This window comes from Aliihoeflea sp. 40Bstr573, from assembly GCF_024105655.1.
Classification (GTDB): Bacteria; Pseudomonadota; Alphaproteobacteria; order Rhizobiales; family Rhizobiaceae; genus Aliihoeflea.
The window spans coordinates 96670-123336 of record NZ_JAAAMH010000005.1 but is presented as its reverse complement, the minus strand read 5'-3'; the positions used below and the strand labels follow the sequence as shown (position 1 = coordinate 123336).

The window sequence follows — 26667 nt, the reverse complement described above, 5'->3', positions numbered from 1 at the left end:
AGCGGGCCTGATGCTCCTGCAATCTGCACATTGGGGACCGTCAGGGCGGCCCCTTTAGCCTCATGACAGGGAGTGTTTCGACTGTTGGAACTCAGGCTGGAAGCTGGAGTTCTGCCACCAAAAGGAGAAACGAATTGACCAAGCACCACAATGCCGACGATCAAACGCGCAAGATGAGCACTGGCGGACACCTCGGCGGCACCCATCTCGGCCAGGGCAAGGACGCGAAAACAACCTCCACCGTGGACGCGAAGGGAGACAAGGCGCGGCCCAATGACGGGCGCGAGCAGCCCCGTGACTTCATCGAAGACCGCTCCGAGTAGCGAGCACGACCATGACGCGCATCCGCCACCTGTGGACCTACCATGATCCCGGCCAATCGGCGCGCCGCAAGGAAATCTATGCGGCCTATGAGCTTTGGTACACCGTAGTCGATGTTGGCGCGGCCCTCTCATTTCTCGCGGGCAGCATCTTGTTTCTGTCGGACGCGACGAAGACGCTGGGAACGTATCTGTTCATCGTCGGATCGGCCCTATTCTTGATGAAGCCCGCCATCCGATTGACGCGCGAAGCGCAGTACGCCGCTCATGGGGATGCAGACACCCTGGCACGACGAGTAGGCTGGCAATCTTCGACAGAGCGCTGACCGAAAGGCTGGTCGGGGGCGTCGGCAAATGTCGACGCCCATCGCGATTAGGGGCAAGCCTGCGGATCGGATACCGGACGGCACGGCCGCCGCCCGGCATTTGGTCCGCCTCCTGCTCGCGCAGCGCGCCGAGGATCGGAAAACTCGGTGGCAGCGCAGTCGCCGCCGCGGTTCAGCTTTCCAACGATCCGTATCCGCCACCCGTCGGGGTAGTGAGAATGAAGGCATCTCCCGGCTGGAGCACTGTCTGGTCACAGCCGCCCAGCGTCTCGATGGTGCCCGATGCGCGGCGGACGTGATTGGCTCCCACTTCACCGGGTTGCCCCCCTTCCAGGCCGAAAGGCCGGACCTTTCTGTGTCCGGAGAGGATGGCAAATTCCAGCTTATCGAGCGCCCGGATGGTGCGACGCGTACCGTCGCCGGCATTCCACTTGCCACGGCCACCCGACCCCTGCCGGATATGGAAATCTTCGAGCACGACAGGAAAGCGCGTCTCGAGAATTTCCGGATCGGTGAGGCGCGAATTGGTCATATGGGTGTGGATCGCGTCCGCGCCATGGAAGCCCGGCCCCGCGGGCGCTCCAGAACAGATGGTTTCGTAATACTGGTACTCTTCGTTGCCGAAGGTCAGATTGTTCATCGTTCCCTGCGCTGCCGACATGGCGCCGGTGGCGCCGAACAGGCAGTTCGTCACCGCCTGGCTGACCTCGACATTTCCGGCAACGACGGCGGCTGGATAGCGCGGCGACAACATCGAGTTTTCAGGCACGACAATGCGGATCGGCCGCAGGCATCCTGCATTCATCGGGATATCGCCCTGCACGAGAAGGCGGAAGACGTAGAGGACGGCGGCACGCGTGACCGGCGCCGGCGCGTTGAAATTGTCGGGTCGCTGAGGAGATGTGCCGGTGAAGTCCACCGTCGCCTCCCGCTTGGCGCGGTCGACCGTGACGCGCACCTTTATCTGGCATCCCTGATCCATCGGATAGGTAAATTCGCCATCGGGAAGCTGGTCGAGGACACGCCGTACGCTTTCCTCGGCATTGTCCTGAACATGGCCCATATAGGCCTCGACGACATCCTGGCCGAACAGGCCGATCATTCGCGAGAGTTCCGCGACGCCCTTTTCGTTGGCCGCGATCTGCGCCTTCAGGTCGTTGACGTTCTGGACGAGATTGCGCACCGGATAGCGCGCACCGGTCAGGAGCTGGGTCAACTCGTCCTCGCGGAACCGACCTTTGTCGACGAGCTTGAAGTTGTCGATATAGACCCCTTCCTCGTCGATCGTGGAGGCAAGCGGCGACATCGAGCCCGGCGCGAGGCCGCCGATATCAGCATGATGTCCTCGGCTCGCCACCCAGAAGCGGATGGTGCGCCCATCCGCGTCGAAGACCGGCGTGCAGACGGTCAGGTCCGGCAAATGCGTCCCGCCATTATAGGGCGCGTTGAGGAGGAACACGTCGCCCGGATTGACGACGGGATTCTCGCGGATCGCGGTCGCCACGGATGCGTCCATCGAGCCCAGATGGACCGGCATGTGCGGAGCATTGGCGACCAGATTTCCCGCAGCGTCGAAGACGGCGCAGGAAAAGTCGAGCCGTTCCTTGATGTTGACCGAATAGGCGGTGTTCTGAAGCGTCACGCCCATCTGTTCGGCGATCGACATGAAGAGATTGTTGAAAATCTCCAGCATGACGGGATCGGCCTGCGACCCGATCGCCAGTCGCGCGGGGAGTGGCTTCACGCGCTCGAGGATGATGTGGTCGCGCGCGGTCAGGCGGCCCTGCCAGCCCTCTTCGACCACGATGGTCTGGTTGGCCTCGATGATGATCGCCGGCCCCGTTACGAACTGGCCCGCCGTCATGTCCGTGCGCAGCACGATGCCGGCCGCATGATCGGCGCCCTGCGAATGAAAGCGCGTCTGCGCCGTTGGTACTGCCGGCGATGGCTTTTCAGCCCCGCCTGAAGGCTCCGCCTCGATCGCGCCGCCGCCGACCGCCTCCACCTCGACCGCCTCGATCACGAGCGCCTTGTTTTCGGCGATGAAGCCGAACCGGCGGCGGTGGACGTCCTCGAAGCCGGCGCGCAGCCGCGCGGCGTCGTCCATCTGCGGATAGTTCGCCTCGACGGCTAGCAGCGTGTCGGTTCCGGCATAGCGGATATGGGCGCGCAGGTGGCGCGTGATCGATCCTTCGCCGATGCCCTGCGCGGTGAGTTCACCGGTGCATTCGGCATCAAGCTCGCGCCCCAGCCGCGCAAGCGCGGCCGGCGCCTGGTCGTCGAGCGGGACGCCCAGTGCCTTTTGGCGCGTGGCGCGAATGTCCGCCAGCCCCATGCCATAGGCCGAGAGCAGGCCCGACATCGGGTGCAGGAGCACGCTTTTCATGCCCAGCGCATCCGCCACCAGGCAGGCATGTTGCCCACCCGCGCCGCCGAAGCAGTTCAGTGCATAGCGCGTCACGTCATAGCCGCGCTGGACCGAAATCTTCTTGATCGCCTCCACCATGTTGGCAACCGCGATGCGGATGAAGCCGTCGGCGACATCCTCGGCGCTGCGGCCATCGCCGATCCACCGAGCCATCTCTTCGAATTTCTCGCGCACGATCGCGACGTCAAGCGGCTGGTCCTGGCGAGGGCCGAAGATCGCCGGAAAGCGTTCCGGCAGGAGCTTGCCGAGCATCACATTGGCATCGGTAACGGTCAGCGGCCCGCCATTGCGGTAGCAGGCCGGGCCGGGATTCGCGCCGGCCGAATCCGGCCCGACGCGAAACCGCCCCGCATCGTAGTGCAGGATCGATCCGCCGCCGGCCGCAACGGTGTGAATGAGCATCATCGGCGCGCGAACGCGCACGCCTGCCACCTCGGTTTCGAAGGCACGTTCGAACTCCCCGTCGAAATGCGCGACGTCGGTGGAGGTGCCGCCCATGTCGAAGCCGATGACCTTGTCGAAACCGGCGGCATCGCCGGTGCGGGCAAGCCCGACCACGCCGCCCGCAGGACCCGACAAGATCGCATCCTTGCCCTGGAAGAGATCGGCGGCGGTCAAGCCGCCCGACGACATCATGAACATGACCCGCGCGCCGGTGCGCGCGACGTCAAGTTCTTCGGAAACCTGCGCGACATACCGGCGAAGGACGGGCGAGAGATAGGCATCGACGACAGTCGTGTCGCCACGCCCGACCAGCTTGATCAGCGGCGAAACCTCGTGGCTGACGGAAACCTGGCCGAAGCCGATCTCACGCGCGATCCGCGCCGCCTCGATCTCGTGGGCTGGAAACTTGTAGGCGTGCATGAACACGATTGCCACCGCGTCATGCCCTTCTTGGCGCAGGGCCAGAAGCTCCGTGCGAAGCGCGTCCGGATCGAGCGGTGTCTCCACCGTCCCATCGGCCAGCACGCGCTCGCCGACCTCTACCACACTGTCGTAGAGCGCATCGGGCTTGATGATCTCGGTAGCGAAGATGTGCTTGCGTTCCTGATAGCCGATCTTCAGAGCGTCGCGGAAACCGCGCGTCGTCACCAGCGCAAGCCGTTCGCCCTTGCGCTCCAGAAGCGCATTGGTGGCAACGGTCGTGCCCATCCGCACTTCGCCGATCAGGCCGGCGGGTACGGGATCGGCCGGCTGCAGGCCGAGCAGCTTGCGAATGCCGTGGACGGCCGCGTCGCGATAGGCGGATGGATTTTCCGACAGGACTTTGATCGGATGGAACGTGCCGTCTGGGTCGCGCCCGATCACGTCGGTGAACGTACCACCACGATCAATCCAGAAATCCCACTGTGCCATAGCTTCGCCATCCCGGTTTTGAAGATGGCGGCAATCTTGTCGATCCCGTCCGATAAGTCGAATTATCGTTTTGGATCAAAATCGATAAATAAATCGACATCTGATAGACGGGCTGGATCGGTGATGATCAATAGCGACAATTCGACATTCGGCGTGGAAATGCCCAATGCAGGAGCGTGGCCCACAGGAAACCGGCATGGCACGAGCACTCGCAGTCGAACCGCTGACGGCCGAGACCATCGCGCCTTACGGCTGGATGCTGGGCAAGCCCTGCGATCCGTTGGACGCGGCGAGCTTCGTCAGCCCGGCGAGCGATTTCTGGAGCGAACATGTCTTCGACACGGCCGGCGGGGAGACCGAAGTGCTTTGGGTCGTCTATCGCAGCCGCGATGTCGCGATCGCCCGGCAGGAAACCCATCTCCTGACACAGCAGGCCATCATACCGCTGACCGGCCCGATCATCCATGTCGTCGGACTGAGCCATCCGGACGGCTCGCTGGATGAAGTCAGCGCTCGCGCGTTCCTTATCCTAAGCGGACAGGGTATCTGCATGCGGCCCGGATGCTGGCACGCCACAAGAATCGAGCGCGACGAAGTCACCTGTGCAATGCTGACGCGCCGTTCCACGACGCTGGATCTTGCCCATCATCTCAACACGGGCAGCGCGCTCGTCGAAAGCGCGTTTCACCCTATCTCACTCGTCCTGGCGCGATAAGCGGGATTGATCGGCGGCGATCAAAACTGACCATTCGACTCGGCTCATTCGCCATGCACCTATTTGCGGCAAATGGATGGGAACCAACCCCATGGGAACGGCAGACAGGAGAAGCGCATGACGAAACCCGACAGCCAAAAGTCGAGCACGGATTCGAGGGTTTCGGGCGAAGATGGCCGCCGCATCCTGCGTCGCGATCCTCGGCCTCACCTGTTCCGGCCGATCAGCTTCCGCTCCGTCGAAACGCGCAATCGCATCATGCTGTCGCCGATGTGCCAATATTCTGCCGTCGACGGCATGCCCAATGACTGGCACCTCGTTCATCTGGGCGCGCGCGCCGTCGGCGGTGCAGGCATCGTCTGCACGGAAGCGGTGCATGTCGCGCCGCATGGCCGCATCACGCAGCACGATCTGGGCCTTTGGAACGACGACCAGCGCGACGCGCTGGCGCGCATCGTCCGGTTCGTCTCCGCGCAGGGCGCCGTGCCGGCCATCCAGCTTGGCCATGCCGGGCGCAAGGCGTCGGTTGGAAGGCCGTGGGAAGGAAGCGGGCCGGTGACGCCACTAGATGGCGGCTGGGAAACGGTGTCGTGCTCCGGCCTGCCCTATGCAGCCGCATGGCCTGCGCCGCAGCCACTCGACATCGATGGCATCCGCGCCGAGATCGAGGCCCTTGCGCAGGCAACACGCCGCGCCCGGGAAGCCGGTTTCCGGATACTCGAGATCCATGCGGCCCACGGCTATCTGATCCATCAGTTCTATTCGCCGCTGAGCAACAGCCGCGACGATCTGTATGGCGGCAGCTTCGAAAACCGCATCCGCTTCCTGCTGGAATCGCTGGACGCCGTACGTCGCGAATGGCCCGACGACCTGCCCCTGTTCCTGCGCCTGTCGGTGACGGATTGGGTGGAAGGCGGATGGAGCATGGACGACACGATTCGGCTCGTTCGAATCTTGAAGGAGCGCGGCGACGTCGATCTCGTCGACTGCTCGTCGGGCGGCAACGATCCGCGCCAGTCGATTCCGATCCATCCCGGCTATCAGGTGCCCCTCGCCCAAAAAGTGCGCGAGGCAACAGGCATGGCGACGGCGGCGGTCGGTCTGCTCAACGCGCCGGACCTGGCCGAATCCATCGTCGCCAACGGCTCGGCCGACCTCGTCCTGCTGGGTCGAGGCCTGATGGCCGATCCCCACTGGCCGCTCCGTGCCGCAAATTCGCTGCGCGCTGCCGATGTGTCCTGGCCGGTCCAATATGAGCGGTCCAACATCTTCTAATACCCCGCCGCGCGATGAATGAAATTAATCGAAGGCGATGAAAACTAAAAATTCGACTCATCGCCATTCTCGCGACTTAATTGCGAGAAGTTGCCGGCGCGAAGTGATCTTCGGTGCCCGACGCCAGACCAGATACGAGACCAGTCAGAATGGATAGCGTTCGTTTCGATACAGCCGAACAGGTACGCAAGGCGTGCCGTACCGGTCAGCTCGCCGCACCGACGAGCGGACTCGCCCAAGGATTTCAGCAAGGCAATGTGGTGATCTTGCCAGCGGCCTATGCCGACGATTTCCTGCGCTTTTGCGTTCGCAACCCCAAGCCCGCGCCGATACTGGGCGTGTCCGAAGTCGGCGATCCGCGGTTGCCCTCGCTCGGCGCTGATCTCGACATCCGCTATGACGCGCCGGCCTATCGCGTCTTCCGGAATGGCGAGGCAACGGACACGGTAACGGACATCGAAGCATTCTGGCGCGAGGATTTCGTGACCTTCGTGATAGGCTGTTCGTTCTCTTTCGAAACGGCATTGCTGCGCGCCGACATCCCGGTGCGCCATATCGAGGCGGGCCGCAACGTCGCAATGTACGAGACCAACATCCCGACCGTCGCGGCAGGCCCGTTCGCCGGTCCTCTGGTGGTCTCGATGCGCTCTTTCAACCCGCAGGACGCCATCCGCGCGATCATCCTGTCCTCGCACTTGCCGCAGGCGCATGGCGCGCCGGTTCATATCGGCGATCCTGCGTTGATCGGCGTTGATCTCGCAAAGCCGGATTTCGGCGATGCGCCAGACATTCGCCCCGGCGACGTTCCCGTCTTCTGGGCCTGCGGTGTCACGCCGCAATCCGCCATCCGGCACGCCAGGCCGGAAATCGCGATCACGCATGCGCCGGGTCATATGCTGGTGACCGACCTTCGAGCGGAAATCGCGTAGCCGCAAACCGGCGCCAGGCGCCGGTCGATAATCATCGTCAACAAAACCAAGGGGAACTGAGAATATGAAAACCATCATTCGCACGCTTCTTGCCGGTGCCGCTTTGGCTCCGCTCGCCTTCGCCGCATCCGCGCAGGACCTGCCCGAGACGATGCTCAACGTCGTGGGAAGCTGGAGCAACCTTCCGCTCTATCAGGAATTCGAGCGCGGCTTCTGGGAAGAGACCGTTCCGACCGCCTCCAACGGCAAGATCACGGTCAACATGACCACCTTCGACCAGATGGGCGTTACCGGTGGCGACGTCTTCCGCATGCTCGGTGACGGCGTGTTCGACATCGGAATGACGGTCGGCGACTACACGGTCGGCGATGCGCCCGAACTCGAAGGCCTCGATGTGCCGCTGATCGCCACCGACGCCGATGCCGCCAAGCGCATGACGGAAGCCGCCAAACCGATGGTCGCTGACATCATGCGCGACCGCTTCAACGCCCACGCGCTCGCCATCGCGCCCTATCCGCCGCAGATCGTCTTCTGCAACGCGGAAGTTGCCAGCCTTGCCGACCTGGAAGGAAAAAAGATTCGCGGTTCGGGCCGCATGACCTCGCTCTTCCTCGAAGCGCTCGGCGCCGAAGGCGTGACCATGGCGTTCTCGGAAGTGCCCGGCGCGCTTGAGCGCGGCGTCATCGACTGTGCGGTTACGGGCGCTGGCTCGGGCTATGCTTCGGGCTGGTTCGAATCCTCGACCCACCTCGTCAACCTGCCGCTCGGCGGCTGGGACCCCGTCATCACTGCCGTCAATCTCGACGTCTGGGAAGGCCTCGATCCCGCGGTCCAGACCTTCCTCACCGAGCAGGTTGCGACCGAGTTCGAGGCGAAGGCGTGGGCGGATGCCGGCGGCGCGCTGGAGCGTGACATCGCCTGCCTGACCGGCGGTGAATGCGCGGCGGGCGCAGCAGCTTCCATGACCCTGGTCGAACTGTCCGACGAGGACAAGGCGCGCGCCGTCTCGGTTCTCGAAGAGACGATCCTCCCCGATTGGGCGGAACGGGCCGGCGGCGACTGGGCCACGCGCTGGAACGAGAGCATCGGCGCTGAATTCGACGTAACGATCGCCCAGTAAGCCTAAAAACCGAGGGCGACGCGATGACTGGGACAAGGTCACTTGCGGGGTCGGCGATGCATATCGCCGACCTCGTGAAAACACTCAACCGATGGATCGCGCTCATTTGCGGCGTGGTTCTGATGATCACCGTCGCCCTCATCCTTTCCGAGGTCGTCGGCCGCCGCATTCCGTTCTTTCGCGTCGGCGGCGCCGATGAGCTTGCCGGCTACGTCATGGCCGGCATCGCGACCTGGGGCTTTTCATATGCGCTGGTGGAGCGTGCCCATGTGCGCATCGACCTCGTCCACGCGAAACTGCCCGCCCCCGGACGCGCGCTGTTCGACATGATCGCGCTTGCGAGCGTGCTCTGCGTGGCGGTGCTCGTCGCCTACTATGCCTATGACGTTCTCGCCAAATCGGTCGAGCGCGGCTCGCGATCCAACACCCCGATGGCGATCCAGCTATGGATACCACAGGTGATCTGGTTTGCCGGATGGGCGTGGATGACGTTGACGGCGTCCGCCATGCTGGCCTGTACCGTGATCCTCGCCTTCTCGCGGCAGTGGAATCTCGTCACCGATCTCTCCGGCATTCCGTTGGAAACGGGAGAAGTCTCATGATCACCTATGTCGCGATCGGACTTGCCGTCCTGCTGGCGCTTTCCATCCCCGTGGGTGCCGCACTTTTTATCCTCGGATTTGGCCTCGACGCATTTTTCTCGCCCCTGCCGCTGATGCGCGGCTTGGGTCAGATGGTCTATTCGTCGTCGGACAGCTTTCTCTTGATCGCCATTCCGCTCTTCGTGCTTCTAGGCGAAATCCTTGTGCGGGCGGGCATCGCCGAGCGGACCTATACGACGCTCGACACCTGGTTCTCATGGCTGCCGGGCGGGCTGGTCCACGCCAATATCGGCACGGCGACGATGTTTTCGGCGACATCCGGCTCGTCGGTCGCAACGGCTGCGACGGTTGCGACCGTCGCGATGCCGCAGGCCGAAAAGCAGGGTTACGATCCCAAGCTGTTTGCCGGTGCGATCGCTGCCGGCGGCACGCTCGGCATCATGCTGCCGCCCTCGATCAACCTGATCGTCTACGGCTTCCTGACCCAGACCTCGGTGCCGCAGCTCTTCATGGCGGGCATTCTGCCCGGTCTTTTGATGGCTCTCGGCTTCATGCTGGTCACGGCCATCATCTGCAAGATCAAGCCGGAACTCGGTGGCCCCAGCCGCTCCTTCACCTGGCGAGAGAGGCTCGCCGGGTTGCCGCATCTGATCCCGGTCTTCCTCGTCTTCGCGGTGATCATCGGCTCGATCTATCGCGGCTGGGCGACGCCCACCGAAGCGGCTGCCATCGGTGTCGCGATGGCGCTCGTCATCGCTGCCTTCCACGGCGCGGTCACGCTCCCCAACATCCGCGCAGCCCTTCTCGGCACGATTCGCACCACGTCGATGGTGATGTTCGTCATCGTCGGCGCCTACTTCCTCAACTACGCACTCGGCGCGACGGGGCTCGGCCGTCAGTTGACGACGTTCCTCAACGATCTCGGTCTCGGGCCCTACGGCATGCTGCTCGTCATCATCTTGATGTACATCGTGCTTGGCTTCTTCATCGAGACGCTCGCGCTGATGATCGCGACGATCCCCATCGTCGTCCCGATCATCGCCGGCCTCGGCTTCGACAAGGTCTGGTTCGGCATCCTGCTGATCGTCCTGGTTGAAATGGCGCTCATCACGCCGCCGGTCGGTCTGAACCTTTATGTGGTTCAGGGCGCGCGCAAGAGTGGCCGATTGAGCGAGGTCATGATCGGCGTCATCCCCTACGTCTTCGTGATGCTGCTGATGGTGGTTCTGCTCGTGGCCTTCCCGAGCATTGCCCTGTTCTTTGCACCCGCCTGACCACACACATTCGAGAAGTCACGGAAAACGCATGACCAACAAACTGGAATTCGAGATTGTCGGCCACGGCAAGGCATCCATCGATATAAACCGGGGTATCATCGCCGGCTGGACGGGACGCAATGCCGATGCAGTCAACCATCACATCGCTGAACTGGAGGAGATTGGCGTTCCGCCGCCGAGCACCGTGCCGCTCTTCTACCGCGTCTCGGCCAGCCTGCTGACCACCCAGGCTGCGATCGAGACCGTCGACGGCACGTCGTCGGGAGAAGCAGAGCCGGTTCTGGTCGATGACGGCGCGCGGCTCTATCTGGGCCTCGGCTCCGACCATACGGACCGCGCGCTTGAAACGCATTCCGTTGCGCTGTCGAAGCAGATCTGCGCCAAGCCGGTCGCACCAGTCCTGTGGCCATTCGAGGAGGTCGAAGGCCATCTCGACGAAATCCGCATCCGCTCCTTCGTTCGCGACGACGCGAATGCCGAATGGACGCCCTATCAGGATGGCAAGCTCGCCTCGATCCGTCCGCTGGGCGAACTCGTCGCATCCTCGCCCGCCGCATCCGGCGCGCTGCGCCTTGAAGCCGGCACGGCAATGATGTGCGGTACCTTTGCCGTCTTGTCGGGCGGCGTGCGCCCGGCACGCTTTTTCCGCATGGAAATGATCGATGAAAGGCTGGGCCGGACGATCGAGCACTGCTACGAGATGACCCCCCTGCCCGTCATTTCCTGAGGACCAGCATGACCGATAGTCCGCTCCCTCGCGCCGAGGATCGCGCGCGCACCGCCATCGAACGCACGATGGCGCTGTCGCCAGACGTGCGGGCGTCGATCTTCACCAGCTTCGATGCCGCGCGCATCGTCGATGATGCCCGCGCGCTCGATGCCGATGCGGTACGCAGCGGCAAACCTCTGGCCGGCCTTCTTGTGTCGATCAAGGATCTGTTCGACGAGGCCGGCATCACCACGACCGCCGGCTCGACCATTCTTGCGAGCGAACCGGCGGCGACGCGGGACGCTGAGGCCGTTCGGCGGCTGAAGGCTGCAGGCGCGGTTGCCTTCGGGCGCACGACCATGTCCGAATTCGCATATTCGGGCGTCGGGCTGAACCCGCATTTCGGCAATCCGTCGAACGCGCTCGACCCCACGCGGATTACGGGCGGATCGACCTCGGGCGGCGCCGTCACTGTGGCGCTCGGTCTGGCCGACGTGGCTCTGGGTTCGGATACGGGTGGCTCGGTGCGCATTCCGGCGGCCCTGAACGGCTTGTCCGGATTTAAGCCGACGCAGGCGTCGGTGCCGCTCGACGGCGCGTTTCCGCTGTCCCAGACTTATGACAGCATCGGACCGCTCGCCCGCACGATTGCACAATGTGCGGCCGTCTACGCCGTGCTGTCGCAAACCCAGCGCCCCGAAACCGGCACCACTCGCAATCCCCGAATCGGCGTAGCCCGCGGCCTCCTGACCGACGGGCTCGACGAACAGGTTGCGCGCGATTTCGACGCGGCGCTCAAGCGTCTTGCGGCTGCGGGATTCGAACTCGTCGATGTGGACCTGCCGATGCTCGAAGGCTTCGGCAGCGTGAACCGCATCCTCGTCGCGACCGAGGCATACGCGATCCACGAGGACAGACTCGACGCGTTGGCAACGGTCGGCGATGCGCGGGTCCTCAGCCGGATTCGGGCAGCCGAAGGATTTGGCCCATCCGATGTCGCGGACGCCCGCGCCAAACGCAAGGTCGCCGTCGCCGCGTTCGAGTTACTGGGTCAGGATTTCGACGGTTTCGTCGCGCCGACCCTGCCAACCGTCGCGCCGTCGATCGCAGATGTCGAGGCCGATTTCGACAGGCTCAATGCGTCGATGCTGCGTAATCCGTCCGCCGTGAACTTCCTCGATGGCTGTGCGGCGACGTTGCCCATGCAAGGCGAACAAACCCTTGCGACGGGGTTGATGCTCTTTGCGCCCGGCGGAGCCGACTGGCGCGTGCTGAACCTGGCGGAGCAGGCGCAAGCCATCCTCGACGCATGAGTGATGTCGGCCAGTGGACGGAGTTCGCGATCAGGGCCGCGTCCACGGCCTTCGTCGTTGTTTTCGTTGCCTGGATCGCAGCTCGGCTCGGCCCCGCCATCGGCGGTGTCGTCATCGGTCTGCCCATCGTGCTCGCGCCCGGTTTCTTCTTCATGCTGCGCGAACATTCGGCCGACTTCGTCGCCGCCAGCGCTTCGGGAGCAATCTATTCGCTCGCCGCCACGCAGATATTCCTCGGCGCATTCGTCATCGCTTCGGCACGTCTTGGAGCACTGGGCGCCACAGCCGCCGCCATTGCGGCCTGGTGCGTGTTCGCCATTCCTCTGGCCTTCGTGCCGCACGACCCTCTGGTTGGCGCGGCCCTGTTCGCGTTCACAACCTTGATTGCACGCTCGGTCGGCCGCCGTTTCGTCGATCCCGACAGGCGCACGCCCTCACCCACACGCTGGAACCTCTTGATCCTGCGCGGTGTCGCGGCAGGAGTTCTCGTGGGGTGCGTGACATTCGGCGCATCGCGTCTCGGCGCGTCGCTCGCCGGAACGCTGCTGGCTTTCCCCATCGGCTTTTGCGTCATCCTCTTGTCGCTGCGGCTCGACCACGGCGCCGAAATCGCCAGCCAGACCGCCCATGCCGGCCTCGTCGGCGTCGTCAGTCTCGTGGGCTTTTGCCTTGCGCTGGCGGTGACGAGTGTGCCGATCGGCCAATGGCAGGGCTACGGCGCTGCTCTTCTGGCATCCTTTGGGACAACCATCGCCTTGACCGTTATCGCTCAAAGTCGGCGCACGTGATGAATTGATTGCGCTCAGGCGTTGCCAATGAGCATGGTACGTACGGTTGAGCATATTGCAGGGCTAAGGGTGGATGGTTGATTTCAAGGGGCTCGAAACCTTCGTGTGGGTCGTGGCGCTCGGCAGCTTTCGCGGCGCGGCGCAAAAGCTCAACACCACCCAGCCCGCCATCTCCCACCGGATCGCCCAGCTCGAAGACGAGCTTGGCTTCAAGCTTCTGACGCGCGAAGCGCGCAACATCACGCCGACGGCGCGCGGCCGGCAAGTGCTCGGCTACGCCGAGAAGATGATCGGGATGCGCGCCGAGATGCTGGCCGCCCTTCGGGACACGACAGCGATCCGCGGCATCATCAGGCTGGGCGTCGCCGAGACGATCGTCCATACCTGGCTGCCGGATTTCATCAAGGAAGTGAACCGCTGCTATCCGCATCTGTCGGTCGAGATCGAGGTCGACATCTCGCCCTCGCTGCGTGCGCGTCTGCTGGCGCAGGAGGTCGACATCGCATTCCTGCTGGGTCCTCTCACCGCGCCGCTCCTGCGCAACCGTCTGTTGTGCGAATATGCCGTGGGCTTCATCGCCAGCCCGGCGATGAAGGTGCCCAACCCTGCAGACATTCGTCAGCTCGCGAGCTTCCCCATCATCACCTTCGCGCGCAAGACGCAACCCTATGAGCTGGTGAAGTCGCTCTTCAACCGTCCCGACTTGCCGGCAATCAAGCTGCACGCCAGCGCCTCGATGGCGACGGTCGTTCATCTCGCACTGGAAGGCATCGGCGTCGCCGTCATCCCCGATCAGCTCGTCAAGGAAGAGCTTCGTTCGGGCAGATTGGAACTGATCCAGTCGGACGTCCGGATGCCGCAGCTGTCATTTTGCGCAAGCTGGCTCGAATCGCCGGACACGCTGGCAGTCGAGCTCGTCGTCGACATCGCAGCCCGCGTCGCCCGGGCCCAGTCGCTCGACACAGCGCTCCATTGATAACCGGCGTGAGCTGAACTCCAAAATGGGAACGGCCCGCCCCCGCGGGGACGTACATATTGCGGAACCCGTCCGGCCAGCCGTGGGTCATGAACCGCCGCCGGTAAAGAATCATGTCTGTCGGCCTGGAACTCGAGCCGGCACATCTGCAGGGAGGGCCTGACAATTGCCGGCAGGGACGAAGCAGCCGCCTGACCGAAGGGATATGGATACTGGCCCTTTCCAAGATGCGTGCCCCGCTGCATTAGGCTCCAGGGATAAGGCGGCGTGCGGCGCCCGCTTCTGCCTTCCCACCGATGCGCGTCAATTGCCGCCGAGAGCATTCCAATGAGCGAGACCTCCGACATCCGGCGCGGCATGTTCTACATGATCGCGACGTGCGCTGTCTTCGCGATTCAGGACGGCGTGTCGCGGCACGCGGCCGAGACTGTCAGCGTCTACATGATCGTCATGCTGCGCTTCTGGTTCTTCGCTCTTCTCGCCGGCATGTGGGCGGCGCGTTCGAATGGCGGGTTCCGGGCGGCGGTCAGGACCGCGTTTCCCTTGCTGCAGGCGCTGCGTGCACTCCTTCTGATCAGCGAGATATGCCTGATCATGTTTTCCTTCGTCAGAATCGGCCTGATTGCCACCCATGCCGTCTTCATCTGCTATCCGCTGATCATTGCCGCTCTGTCCATGCCCTTTCTGGGCGAGACGGTCGGCTGGCGCCGCTGGCTGGCCATTGTCGTGGGCTTCGTCGGGGTCATGGTGATCATCAATCCCGGCTCCGCAATCTTGACCCCCTGGACACTCGTGCCGCTGGCCTGTGCAACCCTCTTCGCCAGCTACAGCCTCCTGACCCGCTATGTGGCGCGCAAGGACAGCGCCAATGTCAGCTTCTTCTGGACGGGATTTTGCGGTGCGGTCATCATAACGCCGCTCGGCCTCTTGCACTGGCAGCCGATCGCGCTCGCCGACGCGGGCTGGATCGCTGTCCTGTGCCTGTTGGCGATTACCGGCAACTGGCTGTTGATCAAGGCGTACGAGGCAGCGGATGCATCGAGCATCCAGCCCTTTTCCTACCTTCAGTTTCCGTTCGTATCGGCCGTCGGCCTTTTGGTGTTCGGGGAAACGCTCGGCGTCAATGTGCTGGTAGGCGTCGCCATAGTCGCAGGCGCCGGGCTGTTCACGCTCTGGCGCGAACGCGTGCGAGCCAAGGCAAATCCCGCATCGTGAGCCTTCGATTGGCCCGCCCGCTCGCCAGCCGCTCATCCTTCGTCGGACAGGCCGGTTGCCAATCGGGCCATCCCGTGCATGGTGTCGCCTTCAGTCCCCGGCCCCGCGCCGGGCCGCAACGTCCGAATCCAAAGAGAGATCGATAGCCATGACCGACCGCGCCGCCTATCCCGACACCAAGCTTCTCATTGACGGCGAATGGCGCGCCGGGGCCGAGGGCAAGTGGCTCGAGATCATTGATCCGGCGACGGGTGACGTCATCGGCAAGGTCGCCCATGCCACGCGCACCGATCTCGACGCCGCCCTCGATGCTGTTGCGCGCGGCTTCAAGGTATGGAGCGCGATGTCGGCTTTCGAGCGTTCGAAGATCATGCGCAAGGCGGCCGAACTCCTGCGCGAACGCGCCGGCTCGATCGCGCCGATGATGACGCGCGAACAGGGCAAGCCGCTAGCCGAGGCCAAGGGCGAGGTCCTTGCCGGCGCCGACGTCATCGACTGGTTCGCCGAGGAAGCGCGCCGTACCTACGGCCAGATCATTCCGGCGCGCGCGCCGGGCGTGATGCAGATGGCGGTCAAGCTGCCGGTCGGGCCGGTCGCTGCCTTCACGCCATGGAACTTCCCGATCAACCAGGTCGTGCGCAAGCTGTCCGCGGCGCTTGCCGCCGGCTGCTCGATCATCGTCAAGGCGCCGGAGGAAACGCCCGCCTCACCGGCCGAACTGATCCGCGCCTTCGTCGATGCCGGCGTGCCGGCCGGCGTCGTCAATCTCGTCTACGGCGTGCCGTCCGAGATTTCCGAGTACCTCATCCCGCACCCCACTATCCGCAAGATCTCCTTCACGGGCTCGACGCCGGTCGGCAAGAAGCTCGCAGCCCTCGCCGGCGAGCACATGAAGCTGGCGACGATGGAACTCGGCGGCCATGCCCCGGCAATCATTTTCGAGGATGCCGATGTCGACAAGGCGGTGAAACTGCTTGCCGCGTCGAAGTTCCGCAATGCCGGCCAGGTCTGCATCTCGCCGACCCGCTTCCTCGTGCAGGACGGCGTCTACGACCGCGTCGTCGAGCGTTTCACCGAAGCTGCCGCCGCGATCAAGGTCGGCAATGGCTTCGAAGAGGGCGTGCAGATGGGCCCGCTCGCCAATGAGCGCCGCATTCCCTCGCTCGAGCCGTTGATTCAGGACGCGGTCGAGCGCGGCGCGGAGCTGAAGACAGGCGGCCGACGCATTGGCAACAAGGGCAACTTCTTCGAGCCGACGGTCCTGTCCCGGGTGCCGTCCGACGCGCGCATCATGAACGAGGAGCCCTTTGGCCCGGTCGCCGCCTTTGCCCGCTTCGGCTCGGTCGACGAGGTGATCGAGGAGGCGAACCGCCTGCCCTTCGGCCTTGCGAGCTACGCGTTCACCGGCTCGACGCAGACCGCGGCGCGTCTTGGCATGGAGATCGAGGCGGGCATGACCACGATCAACCATATCGGCCTTGCCCTCCCCGAAGTGCCCTTCGGCGGCATCAAGGATTCCGGCCACGGCACCGAAGGCGGTTCCGACGCCATCGACGCCTATCTCGTCACCAAGTTCGTGACGCAGACCGCCGCCTGATTAAGGCGACATGGAGCAGCCGACGGCCGGGGGAATTCCCGACGCCGTCGGCTGCGCTGATTCGGCCACCATGCCTGATTGTCGATGACAGGCGCGGCCACCTCGCCGCTGCGAACCCGCACGTTTCGGCGCGGGAAGGGATGGTATGCCTCGCACCAGCTTCGAGGCGAAGAATGCTTGCAACTGCGGCCATCCGGCATGTCGCTGGCCATGAAATTAACCAGTTGTTAACCATTCTGGCCTACACCGAAACAACCGAAAATTAACCAAGATGACCAACGTGTTAACCCAAGCCCGGCCGATCCGTCTCAAGGGTCGCTCCTTCCTTGCGCTGGTATTGACCCCGGAGCTTCCCTTCGAGGACTGGGTCGCGCGGCTGGACGATCTGGCCGCGCGTTCGGCGGGTTTCTTCCTTCGTCGCCCGATCGTCCTCGACGTCGATGGCCTTGCGATCGACCGCGCGCAACTGCGCGAGATGGTCGAGATGCTCGCCGCCCGCAACGTGCGAATCATGGGCATCGAGGGTGCCCGGCCGTCCTGGCTCGATTCGGCAATGCCGCCGGCCTTGTCCGATGGCCGCCCCACATCCGACATCGAGGCGCCCGTTGCCGAGGCCGAGCCGGCACCCGCCGGGGGTGAGGCGGACGACGACGCGCCCCTCGAACATGCGACGCACGCCATCAAGGCGGCGCCCTCGCTGATGGTCACGCAGCCCGTGCGTTCGGGCCAGTCGATCATATTCCCCGAGGGCGACGTGACGATCGTCGGATCGGTCGCCTCGGGATCGGAAGTCGTCGCCGGAGGTTCGATCCACGTCTACGGAACCCTGCGCGGCAGGGCGCTCGCCGGCACGATGGGCAACTCGGCGGCGCGCATTTTCTGCCGCAAGCTGGAAGCCGAGCTGATCGCGATCGACGGCTTCTACAAGACGGCGGAAGACATGGAGCCGGGCCTGCGCGGACGAGCCGTTCAGATCTGGCTTGAAGGGGACAAGATCGTGACGGGAACGTTGGGCTGAGGCGATGGAACAGGAGAGGTCTATGGGCAAGGTAATCGTGGTGACATCGGGCAAGGGAGGCGTTGGCAAGACCACGTCGACCGCAGCCCTCGGCGCGGCTCTTGCGCAGGGCGGCGCCAAGGTCGTGGTGGTCGATTTCGACGTCGGCCTGCGCAATCTGGATCTGGTGATGGGCGCCGAGCGGCGCGTCGTCTACGATCTGGTCAACGTGATCCAGGGCGATGCGAAGCTGACGCAGGCGCTGATCCGCGACAAGCGGCTGCAGACGCTCTACCTGCTCCCCGCCTCGCAGACGCGCGACAAGGACAATCTGACCGCCGAAGGCGTCGAGAAGGTCATCACAGCGCTGCGCAAGAATTTCGACTGGGTCATCTGCGACAGCCCGGCCGGCATCGAGCGTGGCGCCACGCTCGCGATGCGCCATGCCGACGTCGCCATCGTGGTGACCAACCCGGAAGTCTCGTCGGTCCGCGATTCCGACCGCATCATCGGCCTTCTGGACTCCAAGACCCTCAAGGCCGAGCGCGGCGAGCAGATGGAAAAGCATCTGCTCCTGACGCGCTACGACGCCAACCGCGCCGAGCGCGGCGACATGCTCAAGGTCGACGATGTTCTGGAAATCCTGTCGATCCCGCTCCTCGGCATCATCCCCGAGAGCATGGACGTGCTGCGCGCCTCAAACGTCGGCGCGCCGGTCACGCTTTCCGACGACCGCAGCGCTCCGGCGCTGGCCTATTTCGATGCCGCGCGCCGGCTGAACGGCGAGTCGATCCCGGTCACGATCCCTGGCGAAAAGCGCGGCTTCTTCGGCAAGATCTTCGGGAGGAAGGCCGCATGAACATCTTCCGTTTCTTCGCCAAGTCCGATTCGGCCCCTGCGGCGCGCGAGCGATTGCAGGTGCTTCTCGCCCACGAGCGCGCCTCGACCGGCGACTCCGATCTGGTCAAGATTCTGCGCGACGAGATCATGACCGTCATCGCCAAGCACATGCAGATCGACAGCGACAAGGTCAGCGTCAAGATGGAACGGGGAGCCCAGGTCTCCACGCTCGCCGTTGACGTCGAAATCCCGTTCGACGCCGCAAAGAAGAAGAAAAAGGCGGCCTGACCGGCCGCCTGAAATGCGGATAGGCCGCGCCCTGATGGAAAGGAGGGACTACAAGTGACCCGACTGAAACTCCTCGAACGGCTGAAGACGCTGCAACAGATGCCCCCGCACGTGAAGCGGGACATCACCACCGTCAGCGCGATGCTCTCCACCGAGGCGCTCGCAAGGCATGTCGAGCTTTGTGAAATTGCCGCCGGCGTTCCGCCCATGGCCGATGGGCGTGCGGAGTCCGGACCGGTGAGAGCAAGCCTCAGGGCCTGAACCCGAGCCAGCGCCAATCATGGAGCCACCCGGCTGTCCCGAGGACCGCCCGGTGGCTTTTCTCGTTTCGCGCGTTGCTGTCGCACGCGGCTCCATTCATGCTAATGGCGCTCCATTCCGGAGGCAGGCATGAACGGACTTCCCTCGCTGGTCGCCAGCATGAATTGGAATCTTCTGCGGACGTTTCACGTCATCGCCGAGGAGAAGAGCATCACGCGCGCTGCGCAGCGCCTCGCGCTTCGTCAGCCCTCCGTGTCGCTCTCGCTGCAGCGGCTGGAGGAAACGCTGGGCGTCCAGCTCGTCGAGCGCAACAGCCGCAATTTCCTGCTGACCACGAATGGCGAGCTCGTCGCCAAGCATTGCGCCGAGATATTCCAGAGCGTCACGCGGTTGAGCGACCAGATCGCGGCAGACGAGGACGTCACCATCGGCCTGCTGCGGCTATCGATCGTCAGCCATCTGCAGTCGGCTCTCGTCGACGAATCCATCCGTCTTGCCCATGAGAGGCACCCGTCCGTGACCTGGCGCATCGACGTCGCCAACAGCAGCGACATCGTCCGGCAGGTGGCTCAGGAAGTGCTGCCGATCGGAATCTGCCTCTTGATGAAACCGGTCGTCGGGCTCGATTGCCGCCTCTTGTGCCGTGAGGATTTCGCTATTTTCTGCGGCCGGGAGCACCGCCTGTTCGGCAGCACCGACATATCGGTCGGCTCCCTCCAGCAGGAACCCTTCGTCGCCTTCACCTGCGCGACCGATGGCGGCGGCTTCGAGCCGATGGCCATGCTGCGCAGCGGCTCCGGCCTCGGCCAGCGCGTCGTCGGTTCCAGTTCCAACCTCGAGGAGGTCCGGCGCATGATCATGTCCGGACTCGGCATCGGCGTCCTGCCTGTCGCCGCCGTCGAGCAGGACGTCGCCTCCGGCACGATCTACCCCCTGCCGACGCTGGAGGGCATGATCGGCGCGGACGTCTACATGGTGACCAATCCGAATGTCGAGCTGCGCCCGGTCGAGCGCGTTTATCTCGGCATCGTCGATGAATTGCTGGCGCTCGCCGATCAGCCCTGACGGACCGCCAGCCGCGCGGCGGCAAGGTCGAGCAACGAGAAGCCGGCAGACTTGAAGAAGGTGATCTCTTCGTCGGAGGCCCGCCCGGAATGCTTTCCGGCGACGAGTTCGGCAAGGTCGGCCCTGATGTCGGCTTCGGAAATGAGCCCCGCCGACAAAGGCTGCGCCAGATCGCCGGCCTTCATCGCGCCGGGCCGAAAATCGACGAAAAGGCTTGCCGTCGTCACGAGCGCATCGTCACTCTCACGCATGTCGTCCTTGAATGCACCGATCAGGTCGACATGCGTTCCCGGCTTCACATGCGCGCCGCGGATCAGCGGCGCTGTGGAACTCGTCACCGAAGAGATCACGTCGGCAGCGGCAACGGCCCCGTCGAGATCGTCGGTGGCATGTGCGTCAATGCCCTCCGCAGCGAGCGCGGCCACGACAGCCTCGGCCTTTGCGGTATTGCGCCCATAGATTTCGATCCTCTCATAGGACCGCACGCTCGCATGAGCAGCGGCGACCTTGGCGGAAAGCTGGCCAGTGCCGACGACGAGAAGCCGCCTGGCATCTGGCCTTGCGAGGAAGCGTGCGGCGAGTGCCGAAGCGGCCGCCGTTCGGCGCGCCGTCAGTTCATCGCCTTCGATGATGGCTTGCAACCGGCCATCCGCGCCCGAGAAGAGCGCATAGCTTGCGTTGATCGTCGACAGACCCTTCGCGCCGTTTTCGGGGAAGAAGGTGACCAGCTTCACGCCAAGCGATTCGCCTTCCACCCAGGCCGGCATGACGAGAAGATTCGATGTGCCCCCACCCGGCATCGGGATCGCGATGCTGGAGCGTTCGGGTGACGTCACGCGCCCCGCCTTGAGCTCGGCCTCGATCGCATCGATCAGTTCCGGCCAGCCAAGCCGCTCCGCAAGCTCGTGTTCGCCAATCATCTGCATGCCTTTTTCCCTCAGTTCCGGTCCGCACGTTCAACGACGGCATGGAGAAGCACGTCAAGCCCCGCGCGGAAATCGGACGGTTCGCAATGCTCGCCATTGTTGTGGGTGATGCCGCCGCGGCACGGCGTGAACACCATTGCGGTCGGGCAGTGACGGGCCATGAAGTAGGCGTCGTGCCCTGCCTGGCTGGCGATGTCGCGCCAGCGGTAGCCAAGGCGGCCGGCATGTTCGCGCACGGAAGCGACGAGGCCCGCGTCGAAAATATCACCGCCCCACAGCCACTCGTCGACGATTTCCACGTCGCAGCCATTGCGCGCCGCCGCTTCGTGGAGCGAGCGGCGCATGCGCTCGGCCATCACCTTCGCCGTGGCCTGGTTTTCGTGCCGCACGTCGCACACGGCATCGGCCGTGTCGGACAAGATACCCGGCTTGTTCGGCCAGGCGGCGAGCCGGGCCGCCGTCGCCTTCCCGCCGGTCCCCGCATAGTCCATGCCAAGGTCGTCGACCGCCACGAGCCACCGCGCGCCGGCCGCGAGCGCATTGCGCCTGAGTTCCATCGGCCAGGGTCCGGTATGCGCCGTCTCGCCGGAAAAGCGCGCCAGCATTCCGTGGCTCGGGAAACCGCTGGTGACGACGCCGACCTCGTAGCCTTCCGCATCGAGGATGGGTCCCTGCTCGATATGCAGCTCGAAATAGGCATCGACCGGGCGGGGGCCGCATGCCGCTTCGCCGCGATAGCCGATCTTCTCCAGTTCGTCGCCGAAGCGCGAGCCATCGTCGCCGATACGGTCACGCACCCAGTCTGGCGCATAGGCGCCGACAAAGCAGCCCGACGCGACCATGGGCGGCGAATACCGGCAGCCTTCCTCATTCGTCCAGTCGACGATCTCGATCGGCCGACGTGTCACGTGGCCGAGATCGTTGAGCGTGCGGCAAAGCTCGAGCCCGGCGAGTACGCCGGCGATGCCGTCATAGCGGCCGCCATTGATCTGTGTGTCGAGATGGCTGCCGATGAGGATCGGGTCAGCGGTCGGATCGGTCCCCTCGCGCCGCGCGAAGATCGAGCCGACCTCGTCGACCGTCACGGCAAGTCCCGTCTCCTTGCACCAGGCGACGAACTGGTCGCGCATCTGGCGGTCGGCGTCCGACAACGTCAGCCGCGCCAGCCCGCCGGGCCGGCCGACACCGATTTCGGCCGAACGTTCGATCGTGGCCCAGAAGCGCTCGAGGGACATGCATGCATCAGGCGTGAAGCTCATCTTCATCCTCTTGGAAAAACTTGGAATGGGAAACGGCTGGACCGTCAGAAGATCAGGTGCGGCAGGTCCGTGACGAACCAGGGAAAGAACACCAGAAAGACGAGCACCCCGATCATCACGCCAAGGAACGGCATCAGATAGCCGAAGGCACGCGACATCGGGATGCCGCCGACCCGGCAGGCCGCCATCAGGTCGATGCCGAGCGGCGGCGTGTTGGCGCCGATCGCAAGGTTGATCGTGAGGAGGATGCCGAAATAGACCGGATCGATGCCGTAGAGCCGCAGGATCGGCAGGAACACCGGCGCAAGCACGAGGATGATCGCGATCGATTCCATGAAGGTGCCGAGCACCAGAACCACCGCCATCATCAGCAAAAGCGCGATCGTTGCGCTGTCCGTGAAGCCCGAGATCGCATCGACGGCGATCTGCGGCACCTGTTCGGCCGCGAGGATCCAGCCGAAGATCGAGGCACTGGCGATGACAATCAGGATCGCTCCCGTCATCTCAGTCGTCTGGCGCAGCAGATTGCCGATCAGGGGGAAGGTCAACTCGCGATAGATCAGGCCGCCGACGATGATCGCGTAGAGAACGCCGATGCCCGCCGCTTCCGTCGGCGTGAAGAACCCGCCGCGAATGCCGCCGACGATGATGATGGGCGCCAGCAATGCCAGGAAGGACCCGCGCAGCGCGCTCCAGAACTCCTGCCAGGAGAAGGCGTCGCCGCCTTTCCAGCCATTCTTGCGCGAGATAACATAGGCGACGACCATCAGTCCGGCGCCGAGCAGGATGCCGGGAATGATCGAGGCGATGAAGAGCTGCCCGATCGAGGAATTGGTCGCCGTTCCGTAGACGATCAGAACGATCGAGGGCGGGATGACCGTTCCGAGCGAGCCGGCGGTGCCGAGCAGCGAGGCGGAGAAGCCCTCGTTATAGCCGCGCGCCTTCATCGCCGGCAGCATCATCGTGCCGATCGCGACGACGTCGGCGACGCCGGAGCCCGAGAGCGAGCCGAAAAGCATGCACGCCGCGACCATGACGATGGCAAGGCCGCCGGTCGTGCGTCCCACAATCGCCGAGCACAGCCGCACGATGCGCGGCGCCAGCCCTCCATGGACCATCAAGAGGCCCGCGAGCAGAAAGAGAGGAATCGCGAGAAGCGTAAAGGAATCGATGCCTGCGACCGCGCGCTGCGCAACGACGATCATCGGCGCGAGATCGGCGACGAGAATGTAGACGACCGAGGCAAGGCCGAGCGCGACCGCGATGGGTGCGTCGATCAGGACGAGCGCCACGAAGACGCCGAGAAGGAGCAAGAGTTCGAATGTCATGTCGTCAATCCCTGGCCAGGATGCGGCCGAGAACGGCGAGTGCGGAAAGCGAGCAGCAGATCGGCAGCGCGAGATAGGCCAGCCCGACCGGCCAGCGCAGTGCCGTCGTCATGTTGCCCCAGGTGTGGCGGGTGATGTCGAAGCCGGTCTTGGCGAGGATCACCAGGAAGGCGACCGAAGCGAGCGCAGCGACCAGCCGCGCGACCCTTCGCGCGCCTTCGCTCTTCACGATCAGCGGCAGGATTCCCGCTTCGAAATGCGTGCCGCGCGCAAAGGCGGCGATCGCGCCGATGAAGGTCACCCAGATCAGGAGAAGGCGTGGCAGTTCTTCGGCCCAGAACGGCGTCTGTCCGAGGACGTACCGCGCGCCGACGACATATATGACGATCACGGTGAATGCGACGACGCCCACCGATCCGGCAAAGAGCGCCGCGCTGTCGAGCAGTCCTACCGCGCGCGAAACGCCGGATTTCGTTTCAGACTTTTCCACCATCCTCGCGTCCCGTCCTGGCGGTTGGAGGTATCTTGATGTCGGCGCGGCAAAGCGAGCATTCGTCGCAATAGGCGGCGACCACGACCCACTCCTCCGAGATCACCTCGACCGTATGGTCGAGCCCTGGCGCCAGGCGCACGGCGGAGCCTTCGCGCAGGTGATACTCCCTGCCGCCCGCCCGAAGGATCGCTTCGCCCTTGAGCGTCAGCGTCACCTCGTCGCGCGGATGGGAATGCGCAATGCTCTTCGCGCCGCGCTTTCCGGTCGTGACGGCGAACTTGATGAAGCCCTCGCCGCGTTCCTTCGGCGAGAACAGCACCTTCTGCTGGAAATCGAAGAGCTGGACGGGTTCGATCCCGTCCAGTTCGATGATTTCGCAAACCAGATCGCTCACTGGCGGTAAGCCTCGATGGCCGACATCAGCTCGGGACCGAAGGTCTCGGCCTGCGCTTCCCAGATCGGCTGCGCGGCCTTGATGAAGGTGGCCTTGTCGACCTCGTTGACCTGCATGCCCTTTTCCTCGAGCTCTGCGATCACTTCGGCGCTTGCCGAGCCGACCATCTCGCGCTGCTTGTCGCGCCAGGCCTCGGCGGCCGCCTGCACGATCGGCTGGTCCTCAGCCGAAATCTGGTCCCAGACCGACTGCGAGATCACGAGGGAAGCTGCGCCCCACACGTGCTCGGAAAGGGACAGGTAGTCCTGCACTTCGTAGAAGGACGAGCCGAGGATGATCGAGACAGGGTTTTCCTGCGCATCGAACACACCCTGCTGGAGCGCGGAATAGAGTTCGCCGAAGGCGAGCGGCGCGGGCTCGGCGCCGAACGCCTGGAAAGTCGCGAGACGAATCGGATCGGGCGTCACGCGGATCTTGAGGCCGGCGAGATCGGCCGGCGTCTCGATCGGACCGCGATTGTTGGTGATATTGCGGTAGCCGTTTTCCCACCAGGCGAGGTTGACGATGCCCTTATCCGCCAAAAGCGCGGCAAGCTGGTCTCCGAATTCGCCGTCGAGCGCCTCGAAGGCGATTTCGCGCGAGGACCAGGCATAGGGCATCTCGATGATGCCCAGCTTGGGCTCGATCGACTGGAAGGATCCGCTGCCGATGATGGCGGCCTGAACCGAGCCAAACTGCAATCCTTCGATCACTTCGGTTTCGGTGCCGAGCTGGCCGGACGGGAAGATGCTGATCTCGACCCGGCCGTCGGTTTCGGCGGCGACCTGCTCGGCGAAGCCGAGCGCGGCCTGATGCCAGCTATGGCTTTCGGCAAGCACGTGGCCGAGACGGATTTCGACATCGGCGGCGTGCACCGGCGCGGTGGACAGAAAAGCGGCGGCGATTGCGCTGCCGAGAATGTTCTTGGCCTTGAAGGGCATGTTCATGATGGGGTTCCTCGCTCATCAAATAGGCAGCGAAGGATTACGCCCGATTGTTGGTCACGACAAATAGGTGTGCCCTATGCAAAAGATTTGCGAAAGCGAAATCGCGAGCCGTGGGAAATCGACGGCTAGCCGCCGTCAGATGTATTTGAGACCCTTGGCGGCCAGCCTCTCACGCATCTTGTAGATGTCGAGCCCAAGTTCGCCTGCAGCCATGCGGGTGCGCTTCTCGTCTTCCGCCGCGACGCGCGCCTCTGCCTTGTCGGCGATCTCCCCGGCAGCCTCCCGCCGCACGACGCAAACCCCGTCATCGTCGGCGACGATCACGTCCCCCGGATTGACCGACGCGCCCGCGCACACCACCGGCACGTTGACCGAACCAAGCGTTTCCTTGACCGTCCCTTGCGCGAAAATCGCCTTCGACCAGACGGGGAACCGCATCTGCGTCAGGTCCGCGACGTCCCGCACGCCGGCATCGATCACGAGCCCCTTGCAGCCGCGCGCCATCGCCGACGTGGCGAGAAGATCTCCGAAATAGCCGTCCTCGCAGGGGCTGGTGGGCGCGAGCAGCAGGATGTCGCCAGCCTGCAACTGCTCGATCGCCACATGGATCATCCAATTGTCGCCGGGCGGCGCCGAGATCGTCACCGCGCTCCCAGCGATCCGCGCGCCGCAATAGATCGGCCGCATATGGCTGGCGAGAAGCCCCGTCCGGCCCTGCGCCTCGTGCACCGTCGCGACGCCGCAGGCGGCCAGCCGCTCGATGACGCTGTCCTTGGCCCGCTCGATAGTCTGTACGACGACGCCCATCACACCCGTCCCGTTCGATCCGGGCCTAGAGATGCGCCGCGCAGCACCAGCGCTCAATGAAATAATCGGCCGATCCG

At 64.3% G+C, this 26667-nt stretch carries 27 protein-coding genes; 19 read left to right on the top strand and 8 right to left on the bottom strand.

Going from position 1 to position 26667, the window contains the following annotated elements; genetic code table 11:
- The first annotated feature begins 134 nt into the window (after positions 1–134).
- Both GTK01_RS08615 and GTK01_RS08610 read left to right on the top strand, forming a co-directional pair.
- Positions 135–323, top strand: coding sequence for a hypothetical protein (locus tag GTK01_RS08615; protein ID WP_252925470.1), 189 nt, complete (start codon positions 135–137; stop codon positions 321–323).
- 11 nt (positions 324–334) lie between these two features.
- Complete coding sequence (locus GTK01_RS08610; RefSeq protein WP_252925469.1) at positions 335–646, top strand: YrhK family protein; 312 nt, start codon at positions 335–337, stop codon at positions 644–646.
- A 172-nt stretch (positions 647–818) separates the two neighbouring features.
- On the opposite strand, the gene GTK01_RS08605 is transcribed toward GTK01_RS08610, so the two are convergent.
- A complete protein-coding gene (locus GTK01_RS08605; protein WP_252925468.1) occupies positions 819–4430 on the bottom strand; it encodes a hydantoinase B/oxoprolinase family protein in 3612 nt (1203 codons plus the stop codon).
- Positions 4431–4626: 196 nt separating this feature from the next.
- On the opposite strand from GTK01_RS08605, the gene GTK01_RS08600 reads away from it, so the two are divergent.
- The 17 genes from GTK01_RS08600 (at position 4627) to GTK01_RS08520 (ending at position 20397) form a co-directional block, all read left to right on the top strand.
- Positions 4627–5145: an ureidoglycolate lyase gene (locus GTK01_RS08600; protein WP_252925467.1), complete on the top strand. Its 519-nt coding sequence runs from the start codon at positions 4627–4629 to the stop codon at positions 5143–5145.
- A 117-nt stretch (positions 5146–5262) separates the two neighbouring features.
- Positions 5263–6420: an NADH:flavin oxidoreductase/NADH oxidase gene (locus GTK01_RS08595; protein WP_252925466.1), complete on the top strand. Its 1158-nt coding sequence runs from the start codon at positions 5263–5265 to the stop codon at positions 6418–6420.
- Between the two features lie 149 nt (positions 6421–6569).
- On the top strand, positions 6570–7349 hold the full coding sequence (locus GTK01_RS08590; RefSeq protein ID WP_252925465.1) for a putative hydro-lyase: 780 nt from the start codon (positions 6570–6572) through the stop codon (positions 7347–7349).
- A 64-nt stretch (positions 7350–7413) separates the two neighbouring features.
- Entirely contained in the window at positions 7414–8469 is a 1056-nt protein-coding gene (locus GTK01_RS08585) for a TRAP transporter substrate-binding protein (protein ID WP_252925464.1), read from the top strand.
- A 56-nt stretch (positions 8470–8525) separates the two neighbouring features.
- A complete protein-coding gene (locus tag GTK01_RS08580; RefSeq protein ID WP_252925463.1) occupies positions 8526–9071 on the top strand; it encodes a TRAP transporter small permease subunit in 546 nt (181 codons plus the stop codon).
- Positions 9068–10345 (top strand): TRAP transporter large permease, encoded by a 1278-nt coding sequence (locus tag GTK01_RS08575; RefSeq protein WP_252925462.1) that lies wholly within the window; start codon positions 9068–9070, stop codon positions 10343–10345. The genes GTK01_RS08580 and GTK01_RS08575 overlap by 4 nt, the downstream gene beginning before the upstream one ends.
- Before the next feature lie 31 nt (positions 10346–10376).
- Positions 10377–11075, top strand: coding sequence for a DUF2848 domain-containing protein (locus tag GTK01_RS08570; RefSeq protein WP_252925461.1), 699 nt, complete (start codon positions 10377–10379; stop codon positions 11073–11075).
- A gap of 8 nt (positions 11076–11083) precedes the next feature.
- Positions 11084–12370 carry an amidase family protein gene (locus tag GTK01_RS08565; protein WP_252925460.1) on the top strand — a complete coding sequence of 429 codons (1287 nt, stop codon included), beginning with the start codon at positions 11084–11086 and terminating at the stop codon, positions 12368–12370.
- Complete coding sequence (locus GTK01_RS08560; RefSeq protein WP_252925459.1) at positions 12367–13158, top strand: hypothetical protein; 792 nt, start codon at positions 12367–12369, stop codon at positions 13156–13158. The genes GTK01_RS08565 and GTK01_RS08560 overlap by 4 nt, the downstream gene beginning before the upstream one ends.
- 73 nt (positions 13159–13231) lie before the next feature.
- Positions 13232–14134, top strand: a complete 903-nt coding sequence (locus GTK01_RS08555; RefSeq protein ID WP_252925458.1) for a LysR family transcriptional regulator — start codon at positions 13232–13234, stop codon at positions 14132–14134.
- A gap of 327 nt (positions 14135–14461) precedes the next feature.
- The gene (locus GTK01_RS08550; protein WP_252925457.1) at positions 14462–15349 is read left to right on the top strand and encodes a DMT family transporter; all 888 of its coding nucleotides are present in this window, start codon (positions 14462–14464) and stop codon (positions 15347–15349) included.
- Between the two features lie 148 nt (positions 15350–15497).
- A complete protein-coding gene (locus tag GTK01_RS08545; RefSeq protein ID WP_252925456.1) occupies positions 15498–16946 on the top strand; it encodes an NAD-dependent succinate-semialdehyde dehydrogenase in 1449 nt (482 codons plus the stop codon).
- Between the two features lie 271 nt (positions 16947–17217).
- A complete protein-coding gene (minC, locus tag GTK01_RS08540; protein ID WP_252925455.1) occupies positions 17218–17964 on the top strand; it encodes a septum site-determining protein MinC in 747 nt (248 codons plus the stop codon).
- A gap of 22 nt (positions 17965–17986) precedes the next feature.
- Positions 17987–18802: a septum site-determining protein MinD gene (gene minD, locus GTK01_RS08535; RefSeq protein ID WP_252925454.1), complete on the top strand. Its 816-nt coding sequence runs from the start codon at positions 17987–17989 to the stop codon at positions 18800–18802.
- Positions 18799–19071 carry a cell division topological specificity factor MinE gene (gene minE, locus GTK01_RS08530; RefSeq protein ID WP_252925453.1) on the top strand — a complete coding sequence of 91 codons (273 nt, stop codon included), beginning with the start codon at positions 18799–18801 and terminating at the stop codon, positions 19069–19071. Before minD ends, minE begins: the two co-directional genes overlap by 4 nt.
- Positions 19072–19125: 54 nt before the next feature.
- The gene (locus GTK01_RS08525; protein ID WP_252925452.1) at positions 19126–19332 is read left to right on the top strand and encodes a hypothetical protein; all 207 of its coding nucleotides are present in this window, start codon (positions 19126–19128) and stop codon (positions 19330–19332) included.
- A gap of 129 nt (positions 19333–19461) precedes the next feature.
- Positions 19462–20397, top strand: a complete 936-nt coding sequence (locus GTK01_RS08520; RefSeq protein WP_252925451.1) for a LysR family transcriptional regulator — start codon at positions 19462–19464, stop codon at positions 20395–20397.
- Here GTK01_RS08520 and GTK01_RS08515 read toward each other — a convergent pair.
- From GTK01_RS08515 to ligK, 7 genes are all read right to left on the bottom strand, one after another.
- Positions 20388–21323, bottom strand: a complete 936-nt coding sequence (locus GTK01_RS08515) for an ornithine cyclodeaminase family protein (protein WP_252925450.1) — start codon at positions 21321–21323, stop codon at positions 20388–20390. The genes GTK01_RS08520 and GTK01_RS08515 overlap by 10 nt on opposite strands.
- 11 nt (positions 21324–21334) lie before the next feature.
- On the bottom strand, positions 21335–22582 hold the full coding sequence (locus GTK01_RS08510; protein WP_252925449.1) for a Zn-dependent hydrolase: 1248 nt from the start codon (positions 22580–22582) through the stop codon (positions 21335–21337).
- Between the two features lie 44 nt (positions 22583–22626).
- A complete protein-coding gene (locus GTK01_RS08505; protein ID WP_252925448.1) occupies positions 22627–23910 on the bottom strand; it encodes a TRAP transporter large permease in 1284 nt (427 codons plus the stop codon).
- Positions 23911–23914: 4 nt separating this feature from the next.
- Positions 23915–24400 (bottom strand): TRAP transporter small permease subunit, encoded by a 486-nt coding sequence (locus GTK01_RS08500; protein ID WP_252925447.1) that lies wholly within the window; start codon positions 24398–24400, stop codon positions 23915–23917.
- Positions 24387–24797, bottom strand: a complete 411-nt coding sequence (locus GTK01_RS08495; RefSeq protein ID WP_252925446.1) for a cupin domain-containing protein — start codon at positions 24795–24797, stop codon at positions 24387–24389. Before GTK01_RS08495 ends, GTK01_RS08500 begins: the two co-directional genes overlap by 14 nt.
- On the bottom strand, positions 24794–25783 hold the full coding sequence (locus GTK01_RS08490; protein WP_252925445.1) for a DctP family TRAP transporter solute-binding subunit: 990 nt from the start codon (positions 25781–25783) through the stop codon (positions 24794–24796). Before GTK01_RS08490 ends, GTK01_RS08495 begins: the two co-directional genes overlap by 4 nt.
- Positions 25784–25918: 135 nt before the next feature.
- Positions 25919–26590: a 4-carboxy-4-hydroxy-2-oxoadipate aldolase/oxaloacetate decarboxylase gene (ligK, locus tag GTK01_RS08485; RefSeq protein ID WP_252925444.1), complete on the bottom strand. Its 672-nt coding sequence runs from the start codon at positions 26588–26590 to the stop codon at positions 25919–25921.
- Between the last annotated feature and the right edge of the window lie 77 nt (positions 26591–26667).

Excerpts from the sequence above, each read along its gene's own strand:
- GTK01_RS08610 (WP_252925469.1), top strand. The coding sequence starts at position 335 with ATGACGCGCATCCGCCACCTGTGGACCTACCATGATCCCGGCCAATCG.
- GTK01_RS08605 (WP_252925468.1), bottom strand. The coding sequence starts at position 4,430 with ATGGCACAGTGGGATTTCTGGATTGATCGTGGTGGTACGTTCACCGAC.
- GTK01_RS08600 (WP_252925467.1), top strand. The coding sequence starts at position 4,627 with ATGGCACGAGCACTCGCAGTCGAACCGCTGACGGCCGAGACCATCGCG.
- GTK01_RS08595 (WP_252925466.1), top strand. The coding sequence starts at position 5,263 with ATGACGAAACCCGACAGCCAAAAGTCGAGCACGGATTCGAGGGTTTCG.
- GTK01_RS08590 (WP_252925465.1), top strand. The coding sequence starts at position 6,570 with ATGGATAGCGTTCGTTTCGATACAGCCGAACAGGTACGCAAGGCGTGC.
- GTK01_RS08585 (WP_252925464.1), top strand. The coding sequence starts at position 7,414 with ATGAAAACCATCATTCGCACGCTTCTTGCCGGTGCCGCTTTGGCTCCG.
- GTK01_RS08580 (WP_252925463.1), top strand. The coding sequence starts at position 8,526 with ATGCATATCGCCGACCTCGTGAAAACACTCAACCGATGGATCGCGCTC.
- GTK01_RS08575 (WP_252925462.1), top strand. The coding sequence starts at position 9,068 with ATGATCACCTATGTCGCGATCGGACTTGCCGTCCTGCTGGCGCTTTCC.
- GTK01_RS08570 (WP_252925461.1), top strand. The coding sequence starts at position 10,377 with ATGACCAACAAACTGGAATTCGAGATTGTCGGCCACGGCAAGGCATCC.
- GTK01_RS08565 (WP_252925460.1), top strand. The coding sequence starts at position 11,084 with ATGACCGATAGTCCGCTCCCTCGCGCCGAGGATCGCGCGCGCACCGCC.
- GTK01_RS08560 (WP_252925459.1), top strand. The coding sequence starts at position 12,367 with ATGAGTGATGTCGGCCAGTGGACGGAGTTCGCGATCAGGGCCGCGTCC.
- GTK01_RS08555 (WP_252925458.1), top strand. The coding sequence starts at position 13,232 with ATGGTTGATTTCAAGGGGCTCGAAACCTTCGTGTGGGTCGTGGCGCTC.
- GTK01_RS08550 (WP_252925457.1), top strand. The coding sequence starts at position 14,462 with ATGAGCGAGACCTCCGACATCCGGCGCGGCATGTTCTACATGATCGCG.
- GTK01_RS08545 (WP_252925456.1), top strand. The coding sequence starts at position 15,498 with ATGACCGACCGCGCCGCCTATCCCGACACCAAGCTTCTCATTGACGGC.
- minC (WP_252925455.1), top strand. The coding sequence starts at position 17,218 with ATGACCAACGTGTTAACCCAAGCCCGGCCGATCCGTCTCAAGGGTCGC.
- minD (WP_252925454.1), top strand. The coding sequence starts at position 17,987 with ATGGGCAAGGTAATCGTGGTGACATCGGGCAAGGGAGGCGTTGGCAAG.
- minE (WP_252925453.1), top strand. The coding sequence starts at position 18,799 with ATGAACATCTTCCGTTTCTTCGCCAAGTCCGATTCGGCCCCTGCGGCG.
- GTK01_RS08520 (WP_252925451.1), top strand. The coding sequence starts at position 19,462 with ATGAACGGACTTCCCTCGCTGGTCGCCAGCATGAATTGGAATCTTCTG.
- GTK01_RS08515 (WP_252925450.1), bottom strand. The coding sequence starts at position 21,323 with ATGCAGATGATTGGCGAACACGAGCTTGCGGAGCGGCTTGGCTGGCCG.
- GTK01_RS08510 (WP_252925449.1), bottom strand. The coding sequence starts at position 22,582 with ATGAGCTTCACGCCTGATGCATGCATGTCCCTCGAGCGCTTCTGGGCC.
- GTK01_RS08505 (WP_252925448.1), bottom strand. The coding sequence starts at position 23,910 with ATGACATTCGAACTCTTGCTCCTTCTCGGCGTCTTCGTGGCGCTCGTC.
- GTK01_RS08490 (WP_252925445.1), bottom strand. The coding sequence starts at position 25,783 with ATGAACATGCCCTTCAAGGCCAAGAACATTCTCGGCAGCGCAATCGCC.
- ligK (WP_252925444.1), bottom strand. The coding sequence starts at position 26,590 with ATGGGCGTCGTCGTACAGACTATCGAGCGGGCCAAGGACAGCGTCATC.